The sequence below is a fragment of the Sphaerotilus sp. genome, assembly GCF_034519685.1.
GTDB lineage: Bacteria > Pseudomonadota > Gammaproteobacteria > Burkholderiales > Burkholderiaceae_C > Sphaerotilus.
Window position 1 is genome coordinate 1871435 of sequence record NZ_JAXHOF010000006.1, and the last position, 20870, is coordinate 1892304.

Annotated in this window: 16 protein-coding genes; 5 read left to right on the forward strand and 11 right to left on the reverse strand. The window is 68.1% G+C overall.

Annotation, left to right across the window (positions count from 1 at the left end; translation table 11 throughout):
• Positions 1 to 27 precede the first annotated feature (27 nt).
• The 10 genes from U5O44_RS19470 to U5O44_RS19515 form a co-directional block, all read right to left on the reverse strand.
• Positions 28 to 1185 (reverse strand): GNAT family N-acetyltransferase, encoded by a 1158-nt coding sequence (locus tag U5O44_RS19470; protein WP_322590047.1) that lies wholly within the window; start codon positions 1183 to 1185, stop codon positions 28 to 30.
• Positions 1182 to 2747 carry an ATP-binding protein gene (locus tag U5O44_RS19475; RefSeq protein WP_322590048.1) on the reverse strand — a complete coding sequence of 522 codons (1566 nt, stop codon included), beginning with the start codon at positions 2745 to 2747 and terminating at the stop codon, positions 1182 to 1184. Before U5O44_RS19475 ends, U5O44_RS19470 begins: the two co-directional genes overlap by 4 nt.
• 14 nt (positions 2748 to 2761) lie before the next feature.
• Positions 2762 to 4339 carry an ATP-binding protein gene (locus tag U5O44_RS19480; RefSeq protein ID WP_322590049.1) on the reverse strand — a complete coding sequence of 526 codons (1578 nt, stop codon included), beginning with the start codon at positions 4337 to 4339 and terminating at the stop codon, positions 2762 to 2764.
• Positions 4340 to 4377: 38 nt separating this feature from the next.
• On the reverse strand, positions 4378 to 4671 hold the full coding sequence (locus tag U5O44_RS19485) for a type II toxin-antitoxin system RelE family toxin (protein WP_322590050.1): 294 nt from the start codon (positions 4669 to 4671) through the stop codon (positions 4378 to 4380).
• Positions 4661 to 4915, reverse strand: a complete 255-nt coding sequence (locus tag U5O44_RS19490) for a type II toxin-antitoxin system Phd/YefM family antitoxin (RefSeq protein ID WP_322590051.1) — start codon at positions 4913 to 4915, stop codon at positions 4661 to 4663. The genes U5O44_RS19485 and U5O44_RS19490 overlap by 11 nt, the downstream gene beginning before the upstream one ends.
• Before the next feature lie 205 nt (positions 4916 to 5120).
• Positions 5121 to 5936, reverse strand: coding sequence for a formylglycine-generating enzyme family protein (locus U5O44_RS19495; RefSeq protein ID WP_322590052.1), 816 nt, complete (start codon positions 5934 to 5936; stop codon positions 5121 to 5123).
• Between the two features lie 61 nt (positions 5937 to 5997).
• Positions 5998 to 8832 (reverse strand): formylglycine-generating enzyme family protein, encoded by a 2835-nt coding sequence (locus U5O44_RS19500; RefSeq protein WP_322590053.1) that lies wholly within the window; start codon positions 8830 to 8832, stop codon positions 5998 to 6000.
• A 12-nt stretch (positions 8833 to 8844) separates the two neighbouring features.
• Positions 8845 to 9843 (reverse strand): AAA family ATPase, encoded by a 999-nt coding sequence (locus tag U5O44_RS19505; RefSeq protein ID WP_322590054.1) that lies wholly within the window; start codon positions 9841 to 9843, stop codon positions 8845 to 8847.
• Entirely contained in the window at positions 9840 to 11204 is a 1365-nt protein-coding gene (locus U5O44_RS19510; protein WP_322590055.1) for a serine protease family protein, read from the reverse strand. The genes U5O44_RS19505 and U5O44_RS19510 overlap by 4 nt, the downstream gene beginning before the upstream one ends.
• A gap of 4 nt (positions 11205 to 11208) precedes the next feature.
• A complete protein-coding gene (locus U5O44_RS19515) occupies positions 11209 to 11568 on the reverse strand; it encodes a CU044_2847 family protein (protein WP_322590056.1) in 360 nt (119 codons plus the stop codon).
• 126 nt (positions 11569 to 11694) lie between these two features.
• Between U5O44_RS19515 and U5O44_RS19520 the strand changes: the two genes are divergently transcribed.
• From U5O44_RS19520 to U5O44_RS19540, 5 genes are all read left to right on the forward strand, one after another.
• The gene (locus U5O44_RS19520) at positions 11695 to 11964 is read left to right on the forward strand and encodes an antitoxin (RefSeq protein ID WP_322590057.1); all 270 of its coding nucleotides are present in this window, start codon (positions 11695 to 11697) and stop codon (positions 11962 to 11964) included.
• Positions 11961 to 12365: a PIN domain-containing protein gene (locus U5O44_RS19525; protein WP_322590058.1), complete on the forward strand. Its 405-nt coding sequence runs from the start codon at positions 11961 to 11963 to the stop codon at positions 12363 to 12365. Before U5O44_RS19520 ends, U5O44_RS19525 begins: the two co-directional genes overlap by 4 nt.
• Positions 12366 to 12485: 120 nt before the next feature.
• The gene (locus U5O44_RS19530; protein WP_416222200.1) at positions 12486 to 14516 is read left to right on the forward strand and encodes an NAD(+) synthase; all 2031 of its coding nucleotides are present in this window, start codon (positions 12486 to 12488) and stop codon (positions 14514 to 14516) included.
• A 61-nt stretch (positions 14517 to 14577) separates the two neighbouring features.
• Positions 14578 to 17388, forward strand: coding sequence for a zinc-dependent metalloprotease (locus U5O44_RS19535; RefSeq protein ID WP_322590060.1), 2811 nt, complete (start codon positions 14578 to 14580; stop codon positions 17386 to 17388).
• 268 nt (positions 17389 to 17656) lie between these two features.
• Entirely contained in the window at positions 17657 to 19015 is a 1359-nt protein-coding gene (locus U5O44_RS19540) for a methyl-accepting chemotaxis protein (protein ID WP_322590061.1), read from the forward strand.
• A 16-nt stretch (positions 19016 to 19031) separates the two neighbouring features.
• Here U5O44_RS19540 and U5O44_RS19545 read toward each other — a convergent pair whose 3' ends face one another.
• On the reverse strand, positions 19032 to 20861 hold the full coding sequence (locus tag U5O44_RS19545) for an aminopeptidase P family protein (RefSeq protein WP_322590062.1): 1830 nt from the start codon (positions 20859 to 20861) through the stop codon (positions 19032 to 19034).
• Positions 20862 to 20870: the final 9 nt, after the last annotated feature.

Consider the following 20870-nt stretch of genomic DNA (forward strand, 5'->3'; position numbering starts at 1 on the left):
GGGTGTTCCCCGCAAGGCCACGCGGATTCAGGGTTCGCCCTTGAACGGATTGCGCCCCCGCAGCTCGTCCACATACGCCCCGATCCCGGCGGTCTCCTCGTCCAGAAAGCGCGCCACCGCGTCCGCGAAGCCGGGGTGCCGCAGCCAGTGGGCCGAGGTGGTCTTCACCGGCAGCAGCCCGCGCGCCATCTTGTGCTCGCCCTGTGCGCCGCCCTCGAACCGGGCGAAGCCCTCGCGCACGCACCAGTCCAGCGGCTCGTGGTAACAGGCGGCGAAGTGCAGGTGCGGGACCGACTCAGTGCAGCCCCAGTAACGCCCGTAGGCCACGCGCTGCGCCGGATCGAGCGCCACCAGCGACGCCGCGATCCGCTCCCCGCCGCGCCGGGCGATGAACAGCAGCCAGTGCGCGGGCATCGTGCGCGCCACCTCGGCCCAGAACGCCCGCGTCAGGTAGGGCGTCGAGTGGTGTTCGCGGTAGGTGGTGTCGTAGCAGCGGTAGAAGTAGTCCCAGTCGTCCTCGCCGATCGCCGCCCCGTGCAGCGCCTCGAACGTCACGCCCGCCTCGCGCACGTAGCGCCGCTCCTGCTGCATCTTCTTGCGCTTGTCGCGGGTCAGGCTGGCGAGGAAATCGGCGAAGTCGGCATACGGCTCGGGCGTGCGGTTCGACCAGTGGAACTGCACACCCTCGCGCAGCAGCCAGCCCTGCGCCTGCGCCGCCGCGCGGTCGGCCTCGTCGAGGAACAGCAGGTGCGCCGACGACAGCCCCTGGTCGCGGGCAAAGGTCTCGATGGCCTGCAGCAGCGTGGCCCGCGCCGCGTCCGAGCGCGCCAGCAGCCGGGAGCCGGGCACCGGCGTGAACGGCACCGCGCCGAGCAGCTTGGGGTAATACCGCTGCCCGGCCCGCTGCCACGCATCCGCCCAGGCCCAGTCGAAGACGTATTCGCCGTAGGAATGGCTTTTCAGGTAGAGCGCGGCGGCTGCCTGCAGCGTGCCGTCGGGGTCGGCCAGCGTCAGGAAGACGGGCTGCCAGCCGGTGCGGGTCACGGCGCTGCCGCTGGTGTGCAGCGCGGCGAGGAATTCGTGGCGCAGGAAGGGCGTCGGCGCGGGGCAGGCGGCGAGCAGGGCGTTCCAGGCGTCGGCGTCGAGCGTGGTGGGGTCTTCGTGCAGGGTGAGCGTGGCGGTCATCGGGGCAGGGTCTCCACATCGAACGCGACAAGGTTGCGCTCCACGCGGCTGAACTCGACGCCGATCAGGTGGACCGGCTCGCCCCGGTCGCGGTATTTCTCGGCGTAGCCCTTCGCGCGGATCTGCTCGATGGCGCGGCCTTCCGGCACCAGTTCCACCACCTTGAACTCGAAGATCCACACCGCGCCGCACGCCAGCACGACCATGTCGATGCGACCCTTGTTCGTCGTGTCTTCGACGCGGATGTCCAGGCCCAGCGCGGCGAAGTGGCTGTAGAAGATGCTGGCCCAGTAGCCCTCGAACTGCGCAATCGAGCTGTTGCGGTACCAGTCGTTCGGGATGCTGGCGAAGAAGGCGTGGAACAGGTCGCGCAGCGCCAGCGGGTCACCCGCCTCCAGCAGATCCCACAGCCGGCTGATCTGCCGCCCCGGCACCGACACATCGCCTGAGAGCGACTGCAGCAGCACGTCGTTCAGGCTGGCCTGCACTTCCTGGTTCGGGTACTTGAGCTGGAAGTCGATCTGCCCCGGCCGGATGCGTTCCGACGCGATCGTCAGGTAACCCGCCTGGAACATCAGCGATTCGGTCGGGATCGTGTCCACGTCGAAGGTGGACAGCAGCGTGCCCGACGCCATCATCCGCCCCAGGTTCGGCGTGAACTCGCGGCGCTCGGTCAGCAGTTTCACCAGGAAGGTCGGCGTGCCCGTCTCGAACCAGTACGGCATGAACTGCCGCTTGCGGAACAGCAGCAGCACGTCGAAGGGGTTGTAGACCGACTCGCCGCGCCAGTTGTAGCCGTTGTACCAGCGGCGGATCTCGTCCCGATCGAGCCCCGGCAGCTCGGGCGCGAACACGGTGTCCAGATCCTCGTCGGTGTAGCCGCACAGGGCGCTGTACTCGGGATCGAGCGTGATGTCGGTGAGGTGGTTCAGGCCCGAGAACAGGCTGACCTTGCTGAACTTGGACACGCCGGTCAGGAAGACGAACTTCAGGTGCGCGTCGGCGCCCTTCAAGACCGAATAGAGGTTCTTCAGCCCCTCGCGCATCTCCCGCGCTGTCTCAGGCCGGTCGATGTTGTCGAGGATGGGCTTGTCGTATTCATCGATCAGCACCACCACGCGCTCGCTCGTGCTCGCGTGCGCCTGCCGGATGAGCTCACCGAACTGACCGGCCACGTCATCCGCTTGCGGCCCCGTCAGCACGGGCACGCCCAGCGCCTCGCGGTTGACGCGCAACTGGTCGAGGATGCGTCGATCGAGTTCCGCGCGGCCGTGCAGCACGCCGTCGCCGAAGTCGATCCGGATCACCGGGAGCCGCCGCGACCAGTCCCAGCGCGTCTCGGCCGCCAGCCCGGTGAACAGCACCCGGTTGCCCTCGAACAGCTCCTTGAGCGTGTCCACCAGCAGGCTCTTGCCGAAGCGCCTCGGCCGGCTCAGGAAGAACGCCTTGCCCGACTCGATCAGGTCGATCGCCAGGCCGGTCTTGTCCACGTAGTAGCAACCGTCTTCCCGGATCTCGCGGAAGGTCTGGATGCCGATGGGGAGGCGGCGTCTGGTGGTCATGGTCCTGTTCGTGCTCATGTGCTCAGCGTTTCCACATCGAACGCCACCAGATTGCGCTCCACGCGGCTGAACTCGACGCCGATCAGGTGGATCGGCTCGCCTCGGTCGCGGTACTTCTCGGCGTAGCCCTTCGCGCGGATCTGCTCGATGGCGCGGCCTTCCGGCACCAGTTCCACCACCTTGAACTCGAAGATCCACACCGCGCCGCACGCCAGCACGACCATGTCGATGCGGCCCTTGTTCGTCGTGTCCTCGACCCGGATGTCGAGCCCCAGCGCGGCGAAGTGGCTGTAGAAGATGCTGGCCCAGTAGCCCTCGAACTGCGCAATCGGGCTGTTGCGGTACCAGTCGTTCGGGATGCTGGCGAAGAAGGCATGGAACAGATCCCGCAGCGCCAGTGGGTCACCCGCTTCCAGCAGATCCCACAGCCGGCTGATCTGCCGCCCCGGCACCGACACATCGCCTGAGAGCGACTGCAGCAGCACGTCGTTCAGACTCGCCTGCACCTCCTGGTTCGGGTATTTGAGCTGGAAGTCGATCTGCCCCGGCCGGATGCGTTCCGAGGCGATCGTCAGGTAACCCGCCTGGAACATCAGCGATTCGGTCGGGATCGTGTCCACGTCGAAGGTGGACAGCAGCGTGCCCGACGCCATCATCCGGCCCAGGTTCGGCGTGAACTCCCGGCGCTCGGTCAGCAGTTTCACCAGGAAGGTCGGCGTGCCCGTCTCGAACCAGTACGGCATGAACTGCCGCTTGCGGAACAGCAGCAGCACGTCGAAGGGGTTGTAGACCGACTCGCCGCGCCAGTTGTAGCCGTTGTACCAGCGGCGGATCTCGTCGCGGTCCAGTCCCGGCAGCTCAGGCGCGAACACGGTGTCCAGGTCGTGGTCGGTGTAGCCGCACAGGGCGCTCCAGCGCGGCTGCAGCGTGAGGTCCGTCAGGTGGTTCAGGCCGGAGAACAGGCTGACCTTGCTGAACTTGGACACGCCGGTCAGGAAGACGAATTTCAGGTGTGCGTCGGCGTCCTTGAGCACCGAGTACAGGTTCTTCAGGCCTTCGCGCATCTCGCGGGCGCGTTCGGGGTCTTGGATGTTGTCCAGGATCGGCTTGTCATATTCGTCGATCAGCACGACGACACGCTCGCCATGCGCTGCATGGGCCTGCACGATCATGTCCATCAGGTCGCCGGCCACGTCATCCGGCGGCAGTCTCGGCGGGCGGGGCAGACCCAGCGCGGTGCGGTTGGCCTGCAGGTTGGACTGGACGCGGTAGCCGAACTGGCTCGCCGTGTGGGCCACGCCGCCGCCGAAGCTGATGCGGATCACCGGGTACCGCCGCGACCAGTCCCAGCGCGCCTCGGCCGCCAGCCCGGTGAACAGCGCCCGGTTGCCCTCGAACAGCTCCTTGAGCGTGTCCACCAGCAGGCTCTTGCCGAAGCGCCTCGGCCGGCTCAGCAAAAACGCCGTGCCCGGCGACTCGATCAGGTCGATCGCCAAGCCCGTCTTGTCCACGTAGTAGCAGCCGTCTTCCCGGATCTCGCGGAAGGTCTGGATGCCGATCGGGAGGCGACGGCGGGAGGGTGGGGTGTGCATCGGGGCAGTGTAGTGGGCAGGAGAGACAGACTCGGCCTTCAACCGCGCCCTGACCGCTTCGCCGCCGCCTTGTACACCGCGTCCCGTTCTCGCTTGCCCACCGCGATCACCAGCAGCACCATCACGTTGTCGCGCACCTCGTACACCAGTCGGTATCCGGCATCGCGCAGCTTGATCTTGTAGCGGTCTCGCTGCCCATGCAGGCGTGCGGCGGGCACATGCGGGTTCTCCAGCCGCTCGGCCAGCTTCTTCTTCAAGACCTCGCGCACCGACCCATCAAGCTGCTTCCACTCGGCCAGCGCGACCGGCAGGAAGGCCAGCTCATAGGTCATCGAGCGACACCGGGATCGGTGCTTCGCCGGCGGCCAGACGGGCGGAGACCAGCGCGTTGAGTTCCAGGTCTTCCAGACGCTCCAGCAATGCCTCGTAGGCCAGGGCCGGCACGCAGTAGAACGTCGGCTCGTTGCGGTTGAGGATGACCACGGGAGCGCCTTCACCTGCCGCCACGGTGGCCATCGGGTTGCGCTTCAGTTCGGAGATGCTGGCCGTGGTCGAGGCTAGGATGGTGTGGGCCATGATCGGTTCCGAGGGTGTTGGATGGGGCTGATTCTAGGGTCTGGAACAGGTCATGATGCTGCGGTAGTGCGGTGTGGAGCCAAGCAGCGACGATCATGGCTTGTCTTTGCGGAACCGTTCCCGCATGTCCTTGAGGAACTCTGCGGGCCTCCGCCCCGCCAGCCTCCGGCTGGCAATACAAAAATTCCTGTGCTGGTCTGGCTGGTCAGCAAGCCCGTCGAGCCAGACGGAAGCCGATGCGGCTGCCCCGAACAAGCGGCCCGCTCGCGTCGCGGTCGGCGGAGCGGCAGCGCCCGCCGCCGGAAATCCAGCCCCCGCCGCGAAGCACCCGCCGGCGACTTTCTTGTTTGTCTTGATGGACAACTGGATTTTCCACCGTCCCTTCAGGATATTCAGCGTACTCGTCCACACACCACTCCCACACGTTGCCGTGCATCTGGTACAGCCCCCATGGGTTGGCCGGCAGCGCCTTCACTGGAACTGTCTTGTTGCGGTACTCACCCTTCTTGCCGCCTGCATACGGATAGTTCCCGTTGTAGTTCACCTGATCTGTGGTGATCTGCTCGCCAAACGAAAACGGTGTCGTCGTCCCCGCTCGGCAGGCGTATTCCCACTGCGCTTCGGTGGGCAGCACGAGATCCAGACCCGGTGCCAGCGCGTTGAGCTTCGGGAGAAACTTTTCGGTGATGTCCAGCCAGCTCACTTGCTCGACCGGGTTTTGCGGATCGTCCTTGAACCCGCTGGGGTTGTCACCCATCACCGCTTGCCACAGCGCTTGTGTGCAGGCGGTATCCGCGAGCCAGAACCCTTCGGTCAGCACGACACGGTGCTGACGTTCATCGTCGGATCGCTCTGCCTCGCTCTCGGGCGATCCCATCAGGAACTCCCCCGGCGGAATCCAGCGCATCACCTGCCGCACCCCCGCGACCTCGAACGCCTGCCACAGCCCGGTGCGGTCTTCGCCGTAGGTGCAGGCCCAGCGGAAGGGGATGACGGGTGGGAGCTGATTCAATGCAGGCATCGCTGCAGTGTCTTTCTCCCCTCTCCCGCCAGCGGGCGAGGGGGGCAAAACCATGGCGGCGTCACTTCTTGTCCTTCTTGTTGCGCAGGCCAAAGCCCATGCTCAGGTTCGACCACAGCGTCGATGCCGTCTTTGTCCAACTCCGGGATTCGTTCGGCTGCTCCGTCCATCCAGCCCCCGGCTGTTCAGCCACTCGGGCCAGACGGAGGCCGATGAAGCGGTCGCGAAGACCCGGTACGAACGCGAGGCGGCGGGCGGAGCGGCATAGTCCGCCGTCGCTGAGCCAGCACCCGCCGCGAAGCACCCGCCGGCTACCTTCTTCTTTTTTGTCCTGATGGAAAACTGGGTCTATCGAGGTTCCTTCGGGATACGCAGCCAATTCGTCCAGGCACCACTCCCACACATTGCCTTGCATCTGGTGCAGCCCCCACGGGTTGGCGGGAAGCTCCCTTACCGGCACCGTCTTTCCGCGCTTCCCATCGAAATTCACCTGCTCCTGATTGATCTCGTCCCCGAATGAATACCTTGTCTGGGTGCCGGCCCGACAGGCGTATTCCCATTGAGCTTCCGTCGGCAACGTCAGGTTCAGCCCCGGCACCAGCTTGTTCAGGCGCGGCAGGAACTTCTGCGTGATGTCGTTCCAGCTCACCCGCTCCACCGGGTTTTGCAGGTTGTCTTTGAAGTTGCTCGGGTTCTCGCCCATCACTACTTCCCAGAGTTCCTGCGTACAGGCGGTGTCGGCGAGCCAGTAGCCTTTGGTGATCAGGACAGGGTGCTGGCGTTCGTCGTTGAAGCGATCGATTTCTTCTTCGGGAGAACCCATCAGGAACTCGCCGGGGGCGATCCAGCGCATACGCTGCGTGACACCACGAACCTCAAACTCGTCCCATTCACCGAACTCGTCAGCCCCGAAACGGATTGCCCATGGAGGTTTGACAATTTGGTGCGAACCACGCACAGATCGCCAAGCCCCATTCGGAATGACAAAGCCACTCGCGCCGACACCACCGACTACTTCGACACGCTGCCTTGGCACCCAGATCAATTCGCGACCTTCGACAGTTCGGCCAGCCCATCGATCTTGATCGAACTCGATCGACTCAGCCCACTCCGGCCGAACAAACGATTCCACCCGCACACGATCCGTCCCCAAGCGAACCTCAAACCCCGCGCGACTCGACCGCTCCACCCGATCCCCGACCCGCCGGACCTCTGCGCCGTCCACCTGCCACAGCGGCACCCCTTCCGTGCGATGCAGCGCTGCCCCTGTGACACCACCGGCCTCAGCCAAGTCCACACGCACCTCGACGCCCTGGCCGCACTGCTGGACCCGCAGTTCCAGCGCCTGTGTCCCCAGCATCGGCCGCATCAACCCGCCGAGCCGTTCCAGCCGCAGCCCCGCCGGCAGATGGGCCTCGTCCCTCGGCTGCGCGCTTCGCCGCCACGCCATCACCCACGCCCGCTGCACCGCCTCGCTGCCCTGCGCCAGCAATGGCGCACTGCGCTCGCCAAAGTCGAGCAGATGCGCCTCCAGCTCCCGCGCCATCCTGTCGTCGCCGGCTTGCAGCCGCGCCCCGGCCTGCGCCATCAGCCACTCCGTGGCCAGAACCGCTTCGTCCAGCACCGGCCGCAGCCGCGTCCCCGCCGGTACATGGCGCGACACCCACAACACGTACTCGGCCCGCACCAGCGGCGACATCGACGCCAGCTCCGCCAGATGCACCTCGATCACCGCCTCGCGCAGCGCAGCCGGCCACGCAGCGAAATCGGCCTCCGCGGCCGGGCGCTGCTCGGTTGAAAGCGCACAGGCGTTGATGTTCGACACCACCCCGGCGTCATTCCAGAGCTGCGCCTCGGCCGCAGCATCCAGCCACGGATACCACGGCCGCACGGCCTGCCGCAAGCGCCGTAGCAACCCCGGCCGCACGTAGGTGTTGCCAAAGATCGCCGCCCGCAGCCCACGCACGGGGTCTTCCAGCGCCTCCGCCGGCATGGCGACAGGCGCCGCGGCCGTGTCGCCCTCCATCGCCACCACGTCGAACACCCGCGCCACCTCCGGCGCGACTCGCTGCACCGAGGCCGGCAGCAACAGCAGGGGCCGCTGCCCCGCCTGCATCAGCGCCTGCCCTCGCTGCACCCAGCGCTCCATCGCCGCCTCACCCGCTTGCGCCAGCAAACCCGCATCGCCCAACAGCACAACCGGGCTGCCATCGGTCCGGATCTCCGCGGGCCGCCCCCGCACATCCCGAATCCAGTGCGGCGACCCGTCGGCGCGCAACAGCCGCCGCCGCGGTCCGAGCCAGCGTCCGAGCCGGTCGAGCACCGGAATGAAGTCATGGCGCAGCGGCCCGAGCGTGGCCGACGCCTCGATCACCACCTGCACCGCACCGGGCAGCCGCGCCTGCCGGGTCGGCGGCAGCCGGTGCAGCGGCCGGCCATCCGCGATCCAGCGTACCGCCGCCAGTACATCCAGCCGATCCGTCTCGACCCCGCGCACCAGGTGGCGCCGCAGCCGAGCCATCACCGCCCTCGACGCCATCAACGGGACTTCGCGGGGCGGCGGGGCGGCATCCGGCGGCGAACAGAACACGGCATCGTCCACCGATTCGACCGGGTGGGGATCCTCCTCCGAGGGTTCGTGCTGGATCTCGGTGATGCGCCAGAATACCTGCTGCTCGACGGCTACCGCCGGCAGTGGCGGCTCAGGCGGTTCCAGTCGGGGCGCCACCAACGGCTGATCAGTGTCGGCCGCGATTTCCTCGTCGGCCGGCGGCACCTCTGGCGCGGCACGTCCGAAATACTGCAAGGCCAGCGCCACCGAATCCCGCTCATGCGCTGCCAGCGCGTGCCAGGCGCGCAGCAGATCGCCGTCGTTCAAGCGCGGACGTCGGGCCATGGCGTCAGCCCGTCAGCGCGGCGCAGCCAGCGTCTTGTGGAAGGTGAACTGCTCCAGCAGGTCGAGCTGCTGTTTCTGCATGGCAGCGTCCCCCGGCCACAGATTGGCCAGCGCCCCCGCCAGATCGAGGAACTCGGCGGTGCCGGGCCGGTACTCGTGGCGCCGCCGCCCCTCCTCGCGCTGCGACCACAGCCGCTGCGCTGCCCGGTCGAGCACCTCGCAGCGACCCGCCCAGAATCGCTGGTGCCGCTCGCCCATCTCCCGCATGTACGTCAGGAACGCCGCTTCGGTCTCAGGCAACTCCAGCTTCAGGATCAGACAGCGGCGCAGGAACGCCTGCGGCAGATCGCGCTCCTCGTTCGTCGTGATGACCACGAGCGGATGCCGGCCCGGCGAGGCCGTCACCTCGGCCGCGGCGAACGGCAGGCGAAAGCCCCCGTTCGCCAACACCTCCAGCAGCGCGTTCGGCAGGTCCGGGTCGGCCTTGTCGATCTCGTCGAGCAGCAGCACCGGGGCGCGGCCGGTGTCTGGGGTCCAGCCCTTGGGTGTGCTGGGTTGCCGGGCCTGGTCGATGTCGGCCGCCACGCAGTACGCCTCCATCTGCCGGCACGCGCTTGCCCAGTCGATCGCCCACCACAGCGCCTGCGGCTCGATGTACGCCGATTCGGGTCTGAGTTTCTGACCGGACTGGAGCACCTGCGCATCGCCCAGCCGCCGTACCGCATCCAGCCGCCACATCAGGTCATGCGCCTGGGTGCGGCTGTCGATCACGGCCGAGACGAAGGGCCGTGCGCCCGCAGCAGCAGCAGCGCGGGCGGCCTGGCTCTTGCCGACACCAGGCGCACCACGGATCAGCAGCGGCCGGCCACATGCTTCGGCCGCACACAAGGCCGTGGCCGCCAAGCCGTCGGGGGCGAAGCGGTGGATGGTCTCGGGCCAGGTTTCCTGGGCAGGGATGAGGATGTCGGTGTCGGTCGGGTAGACCGGAATGTCGGGGTGGGAAACAGTCATCGAATCCTCTGTATGGCTTCCAGGCACAGCAGCAACGATTGCAGCAGCTTGCCCTCGGGGATCAGCAGCATCGGCGGTAGATCGGAGGAGCGCTGGCCGGTTCGCGCCACTGCTTGGGCACTGAAAAGCCCTGCAAGCCGCTGCAACTCACCCACCTGGTCCAGACGCTCTGCCTTGCCGGCAACGATGAACGGCATCCCGTCCTCGGTCGCCTCTTCGATGCGGTACTTCAGATCGTCCAGTGCGTCTTCATCCAATGGCGCCTCACCTTGGGGCAGCGCGAAAACCTGAGCATAGAACTGTCGGCCGATATCCTGCCGCCGATCCGGCCCACAGCCCGGCGTCAGCGCCTGTTCGACGTATGCCGTGCGTCGGGTCCGAAATTCGTGATTGCTCAGACCATCCACGGTGAGGCCGACCTTGCGGCCCTTGGCCAGCACCAGGCAGATGGCCGCCAGACCTGCCGACTTGAACGGGGCGATTTCCTGCGTCCTGGCCCACGCCATCAACGCCTCGCGGTCGAAGGCCAGCTCGACCACCTCACCGATCAAGGTCAGGCAATCCTCTCGAAGCCTTTCCGGGTACTGCTGCTGCCCCTTTCCTGCGCTGTCGATCAGCGAATCCATCGCCCGTTTGAGATCGCCCAGTGCCTTGTGCAGCATTGCTGGCCTCAGGTTGTCACGTCCCCAGGACAGCGCACCCAGGGAAGGCCGCTCCCGGATCAAGACCTCTATCCGCGCCAGTCCTTCGGCGAATTGCTGCTCCAGATGCGACGAGCCACAGACCCAGCCTGGAATGAGGCGCCGTAGCCAGTCGTGTAGATCATGAACACACACCGCCCGCGCCAGCGGCTGGCCCGGCATGCGTCCGAACAGCAAACCGACAACCTCACCATCAATCGCAATGATTCCGCCAGAGTGACCCTGCGCCGTTTCCGGAGACAGCTCCCACTCTTGGTGGGTGGTGTCATGTCCACCAATCTCGTAGTTGCCAACGCTGTAGAACTCGCGCAGCTCAGGGCTGACCACATGCAAACACACCCGCGCCCGTGTCAGCGAGCGATGTGCTGACATCAACCAAACCGGCGGCAATGGATCGGGCCAAGTCACCGACAGCCGGGCGATGGCCGCGTCGTGGTGCGGATGGGTGCCATGCAGATCAGCGCGGAGCCGGTGGGCGTTCTTGCAGGAAGCGTCCCCCACGTAGATCCGCTGTCTCAGATCCTGGCCAGTCCCCCAGCAGTCCACGAACAAGTGCTTGACCGTCAGCACATGCTCCCGATCCAGCAGGCTCGCCGACCCTAGAAAGTCATCCCCGTCCGGGCTGCCCCAGACCGACAGGATCTTGGGCGGTAGTGGCATGGGCTCACGCGCCCGACTTCTTCCACTTCGCCGTGACCTTCACCGAGGCATTGGCTTCCCCCTTGGTGATGCACGGAATGCCCGCCTGGCCCTTGAAACCGATGTTCAGCTCGATCGTCCATTCATCCGGCGGCAACTCCTTCAATGCAGAGTGCATCGGCCCGGTGATCGATTTGATCGCAGCACGCAATTGGTCGCCGACATCACCAAGCTTCTCGGCCACCCCGGTAGGCTCCACGTTACGGCGCTGGCCGATGCCGCGGGTGCCCGGTGCGGTCGCATCGGCCGGCACTGGCAGGTCCAGCGCCTCGACCTCCACATAGACCTGAACGCCATCGATCGTGATCAGTTTCGTCGTGCTCATGATTTCCCCATGACTGTCTTGTTTGAACGGCCGGTCAGTGTGCCGAATCGGCGGCGACCATCTGTAACAAATCTATTGAAAAAGATATCATGCACCCGGTATATCTCGGGACTAAGGAGTCCACCCATGACCACCGCCAGAGTCTTCATGTCCGGCCGCAGCCAGGCCGTGCGCATCCCCAAGGATCTGCGCTTCGACACCGACGAGGTCTACATCCGCCGCACGCCCGAAGGTCTGCTGCTGACCCCCAAGCGCGGTCAGCGGCTGGGCGACCTGCTGGCCGAGGCGTTCGACCGCCTGCCGGTGGACGACGACGGCAGCTTCACCCGCCCCGACCAAGGTGAGTTCGAGCGCAGCAGCGACCTGTTCGGCACCGACCACGGCACTCCGCGATGATCCTGCTCGACACCAACCTCTGCGTCTACGTCATCAAGACGCGCCCGCCCGAGGTGCTGGCCCGCTTCAACGATTTCGAGCCGCAGGATCTGGCGGTCAGCGTGGTCACCGCGATGGAATTGCGTGTTGGCGCCCTGCGCGCCAGCGGCACCCACTACGCCGGCCGGGTCGATGCGCTGCTGGGTCAGTTGTCCGTGCAGCCCCTGGGCGCAGAGGTCGTCGATTTCTATTCACGAACCAAGGTGGATCTGCAGCGCCGAGGCGAGCGGATTGGCCCGATGGACCTGCTGATCGCCGTCCATGCACTGAGCCTTGGCGCCACGCTGGTGACGAACACTGAGCGGGAATTCCGGCGCATCGCCGGATTGCGCGTCGAGAACTGGGTGAGGGCAGAGGGGTAGCTTTTCTATTCATCTTCTATTCGTCTTCTATTCACGCCGCCATTCAATGCCCTTGCCATGACGCATTCAGGAGCCTCCACCGTGACCCTTCGGGATTCGCAAACGCCATCGCCGTTACCGTTGCCCTTCTTCAACCTCTACACCCACGGCTTCGCCCGCGTCGCCGTCGCCGTCCCCGTGTGCCGCGTCGCCGACCCGGCGCACAACGCCCAGCAGACCATCACCCTGCACCGCCAGGCCGCCGAGCAGGGCGTTGTGCTGGTGGCCTTCCCCGAGCTGGGCTTGTCGGCCTACACCTGCGACGACCTGTTCCACCAGCGGGCGCTGCTCGACGGCTGCGAGGCGGCGCTGGCCGAGGTGGTCGCGGCGTCGGCGGGGGTGAATGCGGTGGCGGTCGTGGGCCTGCCGCTGCGGGTGGACCACGCGCTCTACAACGTCGCGGCGGTGGTCCATGACGGCCGGCTGCTGGGTGTCGTGCCCAAGACCTTCCTGCCCAACTACGGCGAGTTCTACGAGGCCCGCCAGTTCAGCCCGGCCGAGCACGCCGTCTCCACCGAGGTGACCGTGTGCGGCCAGACGGTGCCGTTCGGCGCGCAGGTGCTGTTCCGCACGCCGCTGTTCACCTTCCACGTCGAGATCTGCGAGGACGTGTGGGTGCCGATCCCGCCGTCGTCGTTCGCAGCGCTGGCGGGGGCGACGGTGCTGGTGAACCTGTCGGCGTCGAACGTCACCATCGGCAAGGCCGAGTACCGCCATGCGCTGGTGGCGCAGCAGTCGGCGCGCTGTGTGGCGGCCTATCTCTACAGCTCGGCCGGCTACGGCGAGTCCACGACCGATCTGGCCTGGGATGGCCACGCGCTGGTCTGCGAGAACGGCGCGCTGCTGGCCGAGTCCGAGCGCTTCCGCGCCGACGCCCAGCTCGTCACGGCCGACGTGGACACCGAGCGCCTCTCGCGCGAGCGCATGCGCCAGACCAGCTTCGCCGCCAGCGCCGCCCGCCACCGCGCCGAGGTGGCGGCGTTCCGCACGGTGGCCGTGGCCCTGCAGCGGCCCGGTGCCGAGCGGCTGCCGCTGCAGCGCTGGGTGGACCGCTTCCCCTACGTGCCGTCCGATCCTCGCATCCGGGACGCCCGCTGCGAGGAGGTGTTCCAGATCCAGGTGCAAGGTCTCGCCAAGCGGCTGCAGTCTTCGGGCGTGAAGAAGCTGGTGATCGGTGTGTCGGGCGGGCTGGACTCGACGCACGCGCTGCTGGTGTGCGCGCGGACGATGGATCGGCTCGGCCTGCCGCGCACCAACATCCTCGCCTACACGATGCCCGGCTACGCGACGAGCGGGCGCACGCTGGACCAGGCGCTGCGGCTGATGGCGTCGATCGGCTGCACGGCCGAAACGATCGACATCCGCCCGAGCTGCCAGCAGATGCTGCAGGACATCGGCCACCCCTTCGCCGACGGCCACCCGCAGTACGACATCACCTTCGAGAACGTCCAGGCCGGCGAGCGCACCAGCCACCTGTTCCGCCTGGCCAACCACCACGGCGCGATGGTGGTGGGCACGGGCGACCTGAGCGAGATGGCGCTGGGCTGGTGCACCTACGGCGTGGGCGACCACATGTCGCACTACAACGTCAACGCCAGCGTGCCCAAGACGCTCATCAAGCACCTGGTGCGCTGGGTGGCGGGCCAGGGCGCGTTCGGAGCGGACTGCAGCCAGGCGCTGATCGATGTGGTGAACACCGAGATCAGCCCGGAACTGGTGCCTGGCAACGCCGACGGCCAGCCGCAGCAGTCGAGCGAGTCGAGCGTCGGCCCCTACGAGCTGCAGGACTTCCACCTCTACTACACGCTGCGTTTCGGCTTCGCCCCATCGAAGGTGGCCTTCCTGGCGCTGCACACCTGGGGCGACGCGCAGACCGGCCGCTGGCCCGAGGGCATCGGCGCGCACAACGCCTACCCGCTGTCCGAGGTCAAGCGCCATCTGCGCACCTTCCTGTGGCGCTTCTTCAAGACGAGCCAGTTCAAGCGCTCGTGTGTACCGAATGCGCCCAAGGTCGGCTCGGGCGGCTCGCTTTCGCCGCGCGGCGACTGGCGCGCGCCAAGCGATGCAGAAGCCACGGTCTGGCTGGGCGATCTGGACCGCGTGCCCGACTGATTCGCCATGCGCGGCCACAATCGGCGGCTCCCTTCGTTGCCCTTCGTTGCACTGGACCCGCATGTCGCCGCGCTCTCTCACCTCCCTGGCTGCCGCACTGGTGGCGTTGACCGGCTGTGCCCACGGGCCGGCTGTGACGGCGTCGGCGCCGGGCGCGGCTCCCACCGCTTCCGCTGCCAGCCGCCCGTCCAGTGCTGCCAGCGCACCCGCAGGCGCCGCATCCGGTACCGCACCCGCTGCCGGTGCACCGGCCGCTGCGACCCCGCCCGTCGTCCCGAATCCGCTGCCGCCGTTCGCGCTGGTGACCCGCGACGCCCGCCGCTTCGGTGGGATGATCACCGCGTGGCAGAAGGACGAGAAGGTCTGGCTGGAGCTGTCGCCGCATGATTTCAATGTGCCGCTGTTCCTGTCGCCCAAGCTCGCCGGCGGCATCGGCGAGGGCGGGGTGCTCGGCGGCCTGATGGGCGGGCGCACCGGCGCAGGCAAGGCGCAGTGGGTCGAGTTCCGCCGCATCCACAACCAGGTGCAGCTCATCGCCCGCAATGCGCAGTACGTCGCCAAGGCCGGCACGCCCGAGGCCCGCGCCGTGGCCGCCGCGTTCTCGCCCAGTCTGCTGGCCAGCACGGTGGTCGCCAGCCAGCCGCACCCGGACCGCAAGACCGTGCTGGTCGATGCCAGCGCGCTGTTCCTGGGCGACATGCTCGGCATCGGCGCCCAGCTGCAGCGCACGTACCGCCAAGGCTACAGCCTCGACCCGCGCAACTCGGCCATCACCGCGGTGCGCGCCCAGCCCGACTTGCTGGTCGTGCAGGTGCAGAGCCATTTCGCCACCGCCGCGCTGAGCGTCGGCCAGCCCGGCGCGCCCGTCGTCCCGAGCGTGCCGAAGACGCTGCCGGACGCGCGCAGCCTCTTCGTGCAGTTGCACTACTCGCTGTCGCGCCTGCCCGACAAGCCGATGGCGCCGCGCGCCGCCGATGCCCGCATCGGCCATTTCCTCACCACTGTCGACGATTACAGCGACGACATCGCCCGCACCCCGCGCCTGCGCCACATCCACCGCTGGCGCCTGGAGAAACAGGATCCGGCCGCTGCGCTGTCGCCGCCGGTCAAGCCGATCACCTACTGGATCGACCGCAGCGTGCCCGAGCGCTACCGGGCGCCGATCACGGCCGGCATCCTGGAATGGAACAAGGCCTTCGAGCCGCTCGGTTTCAAGGACGCCATCGTCGTCAAGGTCCAGCCCGACGACGCGACCTTCGACACGCTCGACACCGGTGTGGCCTCGGTCCGCTGGATGACCAACGCCAGCGCGATGTTCGGCGCGGTCGGCCCGGTGCACGTCGACCCGCGCAGCGGCGAGATCCTGGACGCCGACATCGCCATCGAGAGCCTGAGTTCACGCGCCATCCGCACCTTGCAGTCACAGATCCTGGCCCACCCCGGCGTAGACGACTGGCTGGCGCTGATGCAGGCCCGCGACGCCTTGCGCGAGCGTCCTGGCGCTGCGGCATCGGCCGGTTTTGCCCGTCCGTTCGATCTGCATGCCGCCTGCGAACACGGGGATCTGGCGGGCGAGCAGCTGGGCTATGCGCTGGACGTGCTGGCCCTGCGCGACGGCGCCGATCCGGCCGGGCCTGAAGCGACGGCCTTCGTCGAGGCCTACCTCAAGGATGTGACGATGCACGAGGTCGGCCACACGCTCGGCCTGCGCCACAACTTCCGCGCCTCGCATGTCTACAGCGAAGCGCAGCTCTCCGACCCCGAGTTCACGCGCACCCAGGCGCTGTCCGGCTCGGTGATGGACTACTCGGCGGTGAACCTGCCGGGGCGCGGTCAGCCCGCCGTGGCACCGTTCCTGACCACGCTCGGCCCCTACGACCTCTGGGCGATCGAGTACGCCTACCGCCCGCTGCCCGCCGAGCAGGAGACCGCCGAGCTGGCGCGCATCGCCGGCCGCAGCAGTGAGCCGGCGCTGGCCTACGGCACCGATGAGGACAACCTGTTCGGGCTCGACCCGGAGTCGCTGCAGGGCGACCTGGGCAGCGATCCGGTGGTGTTCGCGCGCAAGCGCATCGCCATCGCGCGTGACCTGCTGCGCCGGCTGGAGGCCCGGCCGGTGGCGCAGGCGGACCATGCGACGCTGCGGCGCGGTGTGGGCTATGCGCTGCGCGACGTGGCGCGGGTCAGCGGCACGCTGCTGCGCCAGATCGGCGGGCTGCGCACCCTGCGAGACGGTCCCGGCACCGGCCGTGATCCGCTCACGCCCGTGCCCGCCGCCCAGCAGCGGGCGGCCCTCGACACGCTCGCCCGCGAGGTGCTCTCGCCGGACAGCCTGGGCGTCTCGCCGGGCCTGCAACGCCGGCTGGCGCCGGACTATCTGGAGCGTGCCGATGCCCTGTTCGCCGGCGGCACTGCCGTGGCGACGGACTTCCTGCCGCAGACCCAGCTGTCGGACCTGCAGCGCGGCGTGCTGGCCCAGCTGATGAGCGAGGGGGTGGCCGTGCGCCTGCTCGACGGCGCCGCCAAGGCGAGCGAGCCCGCGCAGAGTCTGGCGCTGGCCGAGCTGTACCGGCGCATCGACGCCGAGGTCTGGGCCGATCTGGCGCCAGGGCGGGGCGACATTCCCGCCCTGCGCCGCGCGCTGCAGCGCGACCACACGACCCGCCTGATCGGCACGCTGCTGCAGCCCGCACCGCTCGGCCGCGTGGAATTGCGCACGCTCATCCGCCAGCGTGCAGAGGATCTGCTGGCACGCCTGCGCCTGGTACGTTATCGTTCCGGCTGGTCGGCAGAAACCGCTTCGCATCTGCAGGACAGCATCCAGATGCTGCAGGAAGCGCTGCAGGCCAAGGTGGTACGACCGAATGTGTGAAGGCTGACGGGATCGAGTCGCTCCGAGCGGGGCATCAAAACCTTGGATCACGGGCCCCCGAAACCTCTGGATGGAGGGTCGGATTTGCAACTTTCGGCGCCACAGGGCACGTTCAGGAACGGATTGCGGGATCCGGCTCCCCTGCTCGCAGGCACGTCATGCAGGCTCTTGCATTTCGACGCTGGTGTGACGAGACGTGATGTATTTCGCAAAACGTAGACCTTGAACAGAATCGGGGCATCGACCAGAGACCCGGAGTCCGTCCCCGATGTTTGCCTTTCGCCACACCCGCCGCCTGCTTGCCGACCTGACGGTGGCCACCCGCCTGGGACTGGGCTTTGGCGCCCTGATCGCACTGATGCTGGTGCTGACCCTGTTCGGCGTCTATGCACTGCAAGACAACAACACACAACTGATGCAGTTTGCACACATGCCGGCAGAGCAGCTGGCGCAGTGGCAGGCGCAGCAGCAGCAGTGGACCTTGCTGCTGGGCGCGCTCGGTGCGCTGGCCTTGCTGGGCGGCTCGCTGATTGCCTGGACGCTGATCGACAGCATCAAGTGGCCGCTGGACCAGGCCGTGGACATTGCCGAGCGGCTGGCCGACGGCGAAGACCACACGCTGGCCGAGGCCCACCAGCAAGACGAGTTCGGCCACCTGCTGCGCGCCATGACCGACATCCGGCGCCGTCTGCAGGTCGCCGCGCACGATGCCGCCGTGGCCACCGCGCAGGCGGCCGCGCCCTCCACCGAGACGGCCATGCCCGGGGCGGTCCAGGCGGGCACGACGGTCGCGTTGGCCGACGGCGACCAGCCGCTGCAGGTGTCCGTGCGCACCGCGCAGGAGATGCTGAGCGTGGCGGTGACGGCGGCGCAGCGCGGCGGCGAGGTCGTCTCGCAGGTCGTGGCCAACATGGAGGACATCCGCACCACCAGCCGCGAGATCTTCGAGATCATCGGCAAGATCGACAACATTGCCTTCCAGACCAACCTGCTGGCGCTGCATGCCGCGGTCGAGGCGGCCCAGGCGGGCGAGAAGGGCAAGGGCTTCGCGACGGTGGCTGGCGAGGTGCGTGCGCTGGCGGTGCGGGCGGCCAACGCAGCCAAGGAGATCAAGGCGCTGGTCCATGCCTCGGCGGAAAAGGTCGAGTTCGGCGGTCAGCTCGCCCGGGACGCCGACCTGACGATGGACGCGATCGTGGTGTCGGTGCAGCGCATGACCGATCTGGTCGAGCTGCGCCGTCAGCCGCCGCAGCTCAACGGTCCGCAGGCGTCGCTGCCGGAGCAGGATGTGGTGCTGCTGGACCGCCTGAACCAGCAGAACGCGAGCATGGCGGCCGAGAGTGCGTCGACCGCCGAGGCATTGCGCCTGCAGGCCGAGCGGCTGCAGAAGGTGGTCAGCGCCTTCCAGATGCTGCAGCAGACCCAGGAAGCCGCCTGGAATGCCCACCACGCCATCACCAGCGCCCGCCAGCGTGCCAAGGGCGAGCCGGTGTCGCCGATGCCGCCGTTCCCGGCCTCCGACTGGGGAACGCTGGACGAGAACCGGCAGGCCGCGGCCCGTCTGCGCCGCCGCACCGATGACCGGGGCGACGGCGGTGGCAACGGCGGTGACTCGACGACGTACTGAGCGTGTCCTGCGCGGCTCAGATCGGCGCGGTACGCGCCACCAGCCACTGCAGCGCAGCCCCCGACACCCGCGGCGCCAGGCGCCGGTAGACCGCGGCGTGGTAGGCATTCAGCCAGCGCCGCTCGTCCTCGCGGAGCAGGGTGAAGTCGAGGCAGCGCGTGTCGATCGGACACAGCGTCAGCGTCTCGAACGCCAGGTACTCACCGAACTCGTCGGGCTCGCCGACCGAGACGTTCAGCCCCAGGTTCTCGATGCGGATGCCCCAGCGGCCGTCGCGGTACAGCCCCGGCTCGATCGAGGTGATCATGCCCGGCCACATCGCCATCGAGGCGTCCGGCACGGCGCGCGAGATGCTCTGCGGGCCTTCATGCACGTTCAGGAAATAGCCCACGCCGTGTCCCGTGCCGTGGCCGAAGTCCAGCCCCGCCTCCCACAGCGGCGCGCGGGCCAGCGTGTCCAGGTGCGGTGACAGCGTGCCGGCCGGGAAGCGGGCGCGCGACAGGTTGATCGTGCCCTTGAGCACGCGGGTGTAGTCGGCCTTCTGCGCCGCGCTCGGCGTGCCGATCGGCCAGACGCGGGTGATGTCGGTGGTGCCGCCCAGGTACTGCGCACCCGAGTCGATCAGCAGCAGCCCCTCGGCGACGAGGCCGTCCGGCGTCGAGATCCAGGCGAAGGATTCTGGCGTGGCGCGGTAATGCGGCATCGCACCGTTGGCGTTGAAGCCGGCGATCGTCGGGAAGCTCAGCGACACGAAGCCCGGCTGGCGCGCCCGCTCGGCGCTCAGGCGCTCGTCGATGGTCAGCTCGCTGATCGCCTCGCGGCCCAACGCCGACTCGAACCAGGCGTAGAACGCGCACATCGCCGCGCCGTCCAGCTCCATCGCCTCGCGCACGAACGCAGCCTCGGCGGCAGTCTTGCGGCTCTTGGCGAGTGTGCTCGGGTTGATCGCCTCGACGACGCGCACGCCGGCCGGCACCGCCTGCCGCAGCCCGAGCGTGATCCGCTTCGGATCGACCAGCAGCGTGGCGCCGTCCGGCAGCCGCGCCAGCGCCGGACGGGCATCGGCGTAGTCGGCCAGCGCGATGCCGTCTGCCGCCAGCCGCGCCTGCAGTGCGGCGTCGATCTTGCCGGCGCCGACGAAGAGCGTCGCCGACTGTTCGCCGACCAGCAGGTGGGCGAGGAAGACAGGGTTGTAGTCCACGTCCGCGCCGCGCAGGTTGGTGAGCCAGGCGATGTCGTCCACGGTGGAGACGAGGTGGTGCTGCGCGCCGGCCTTGGCCATGCCGGCGCGCACGGCGGCGAGCTTGTCGGCGCGCGCGACGGCGGCGTGCGGGGCGAGGTGCTCGTAGACCGGTGCGGCGGGCAAGTCCGGGCGTTCCGGCCATGCTTCATCGAGCACGTCCAGATCTGTGCGCAGCACGATGCCCCGCGCGGCGAGCGCATCGCCCAGTTGCTTGGCCGCTGCGAGACCGAGCACGGCGGCGTCCACCGCCAGCACGTCGCCCTGGGCCAGCGTCTGCGCGATCCAGTCGAGGTGGTGGGTCGCAGCACCCGTCGGGATCTTCACCAGCTCGACCGTGGTGCCGGCGAGTTCGGCCTCGGCCTGTGTCCAGTAGCGGCTGTCGGCGAAGACCGCAGCGCGGGTCGGTGTCACCACCAGCGTGCCCATCGAGCCGGTGAAGCCCGAGAAGCGCACGCGGCCCTGCCAGCGCTCGGGCAGGTATTCCGAGAGGTGCGGGTCGGCGGACGGCACCAGCACGGCGGCGAGTCCGTGGTGCTGCAGCCGGGCGCGCAGCAGGGCGAGGCGTTCGGGAACCGGGGAGGTCGGCGCGGGCGTGGTCGTCATGGTGGCGTG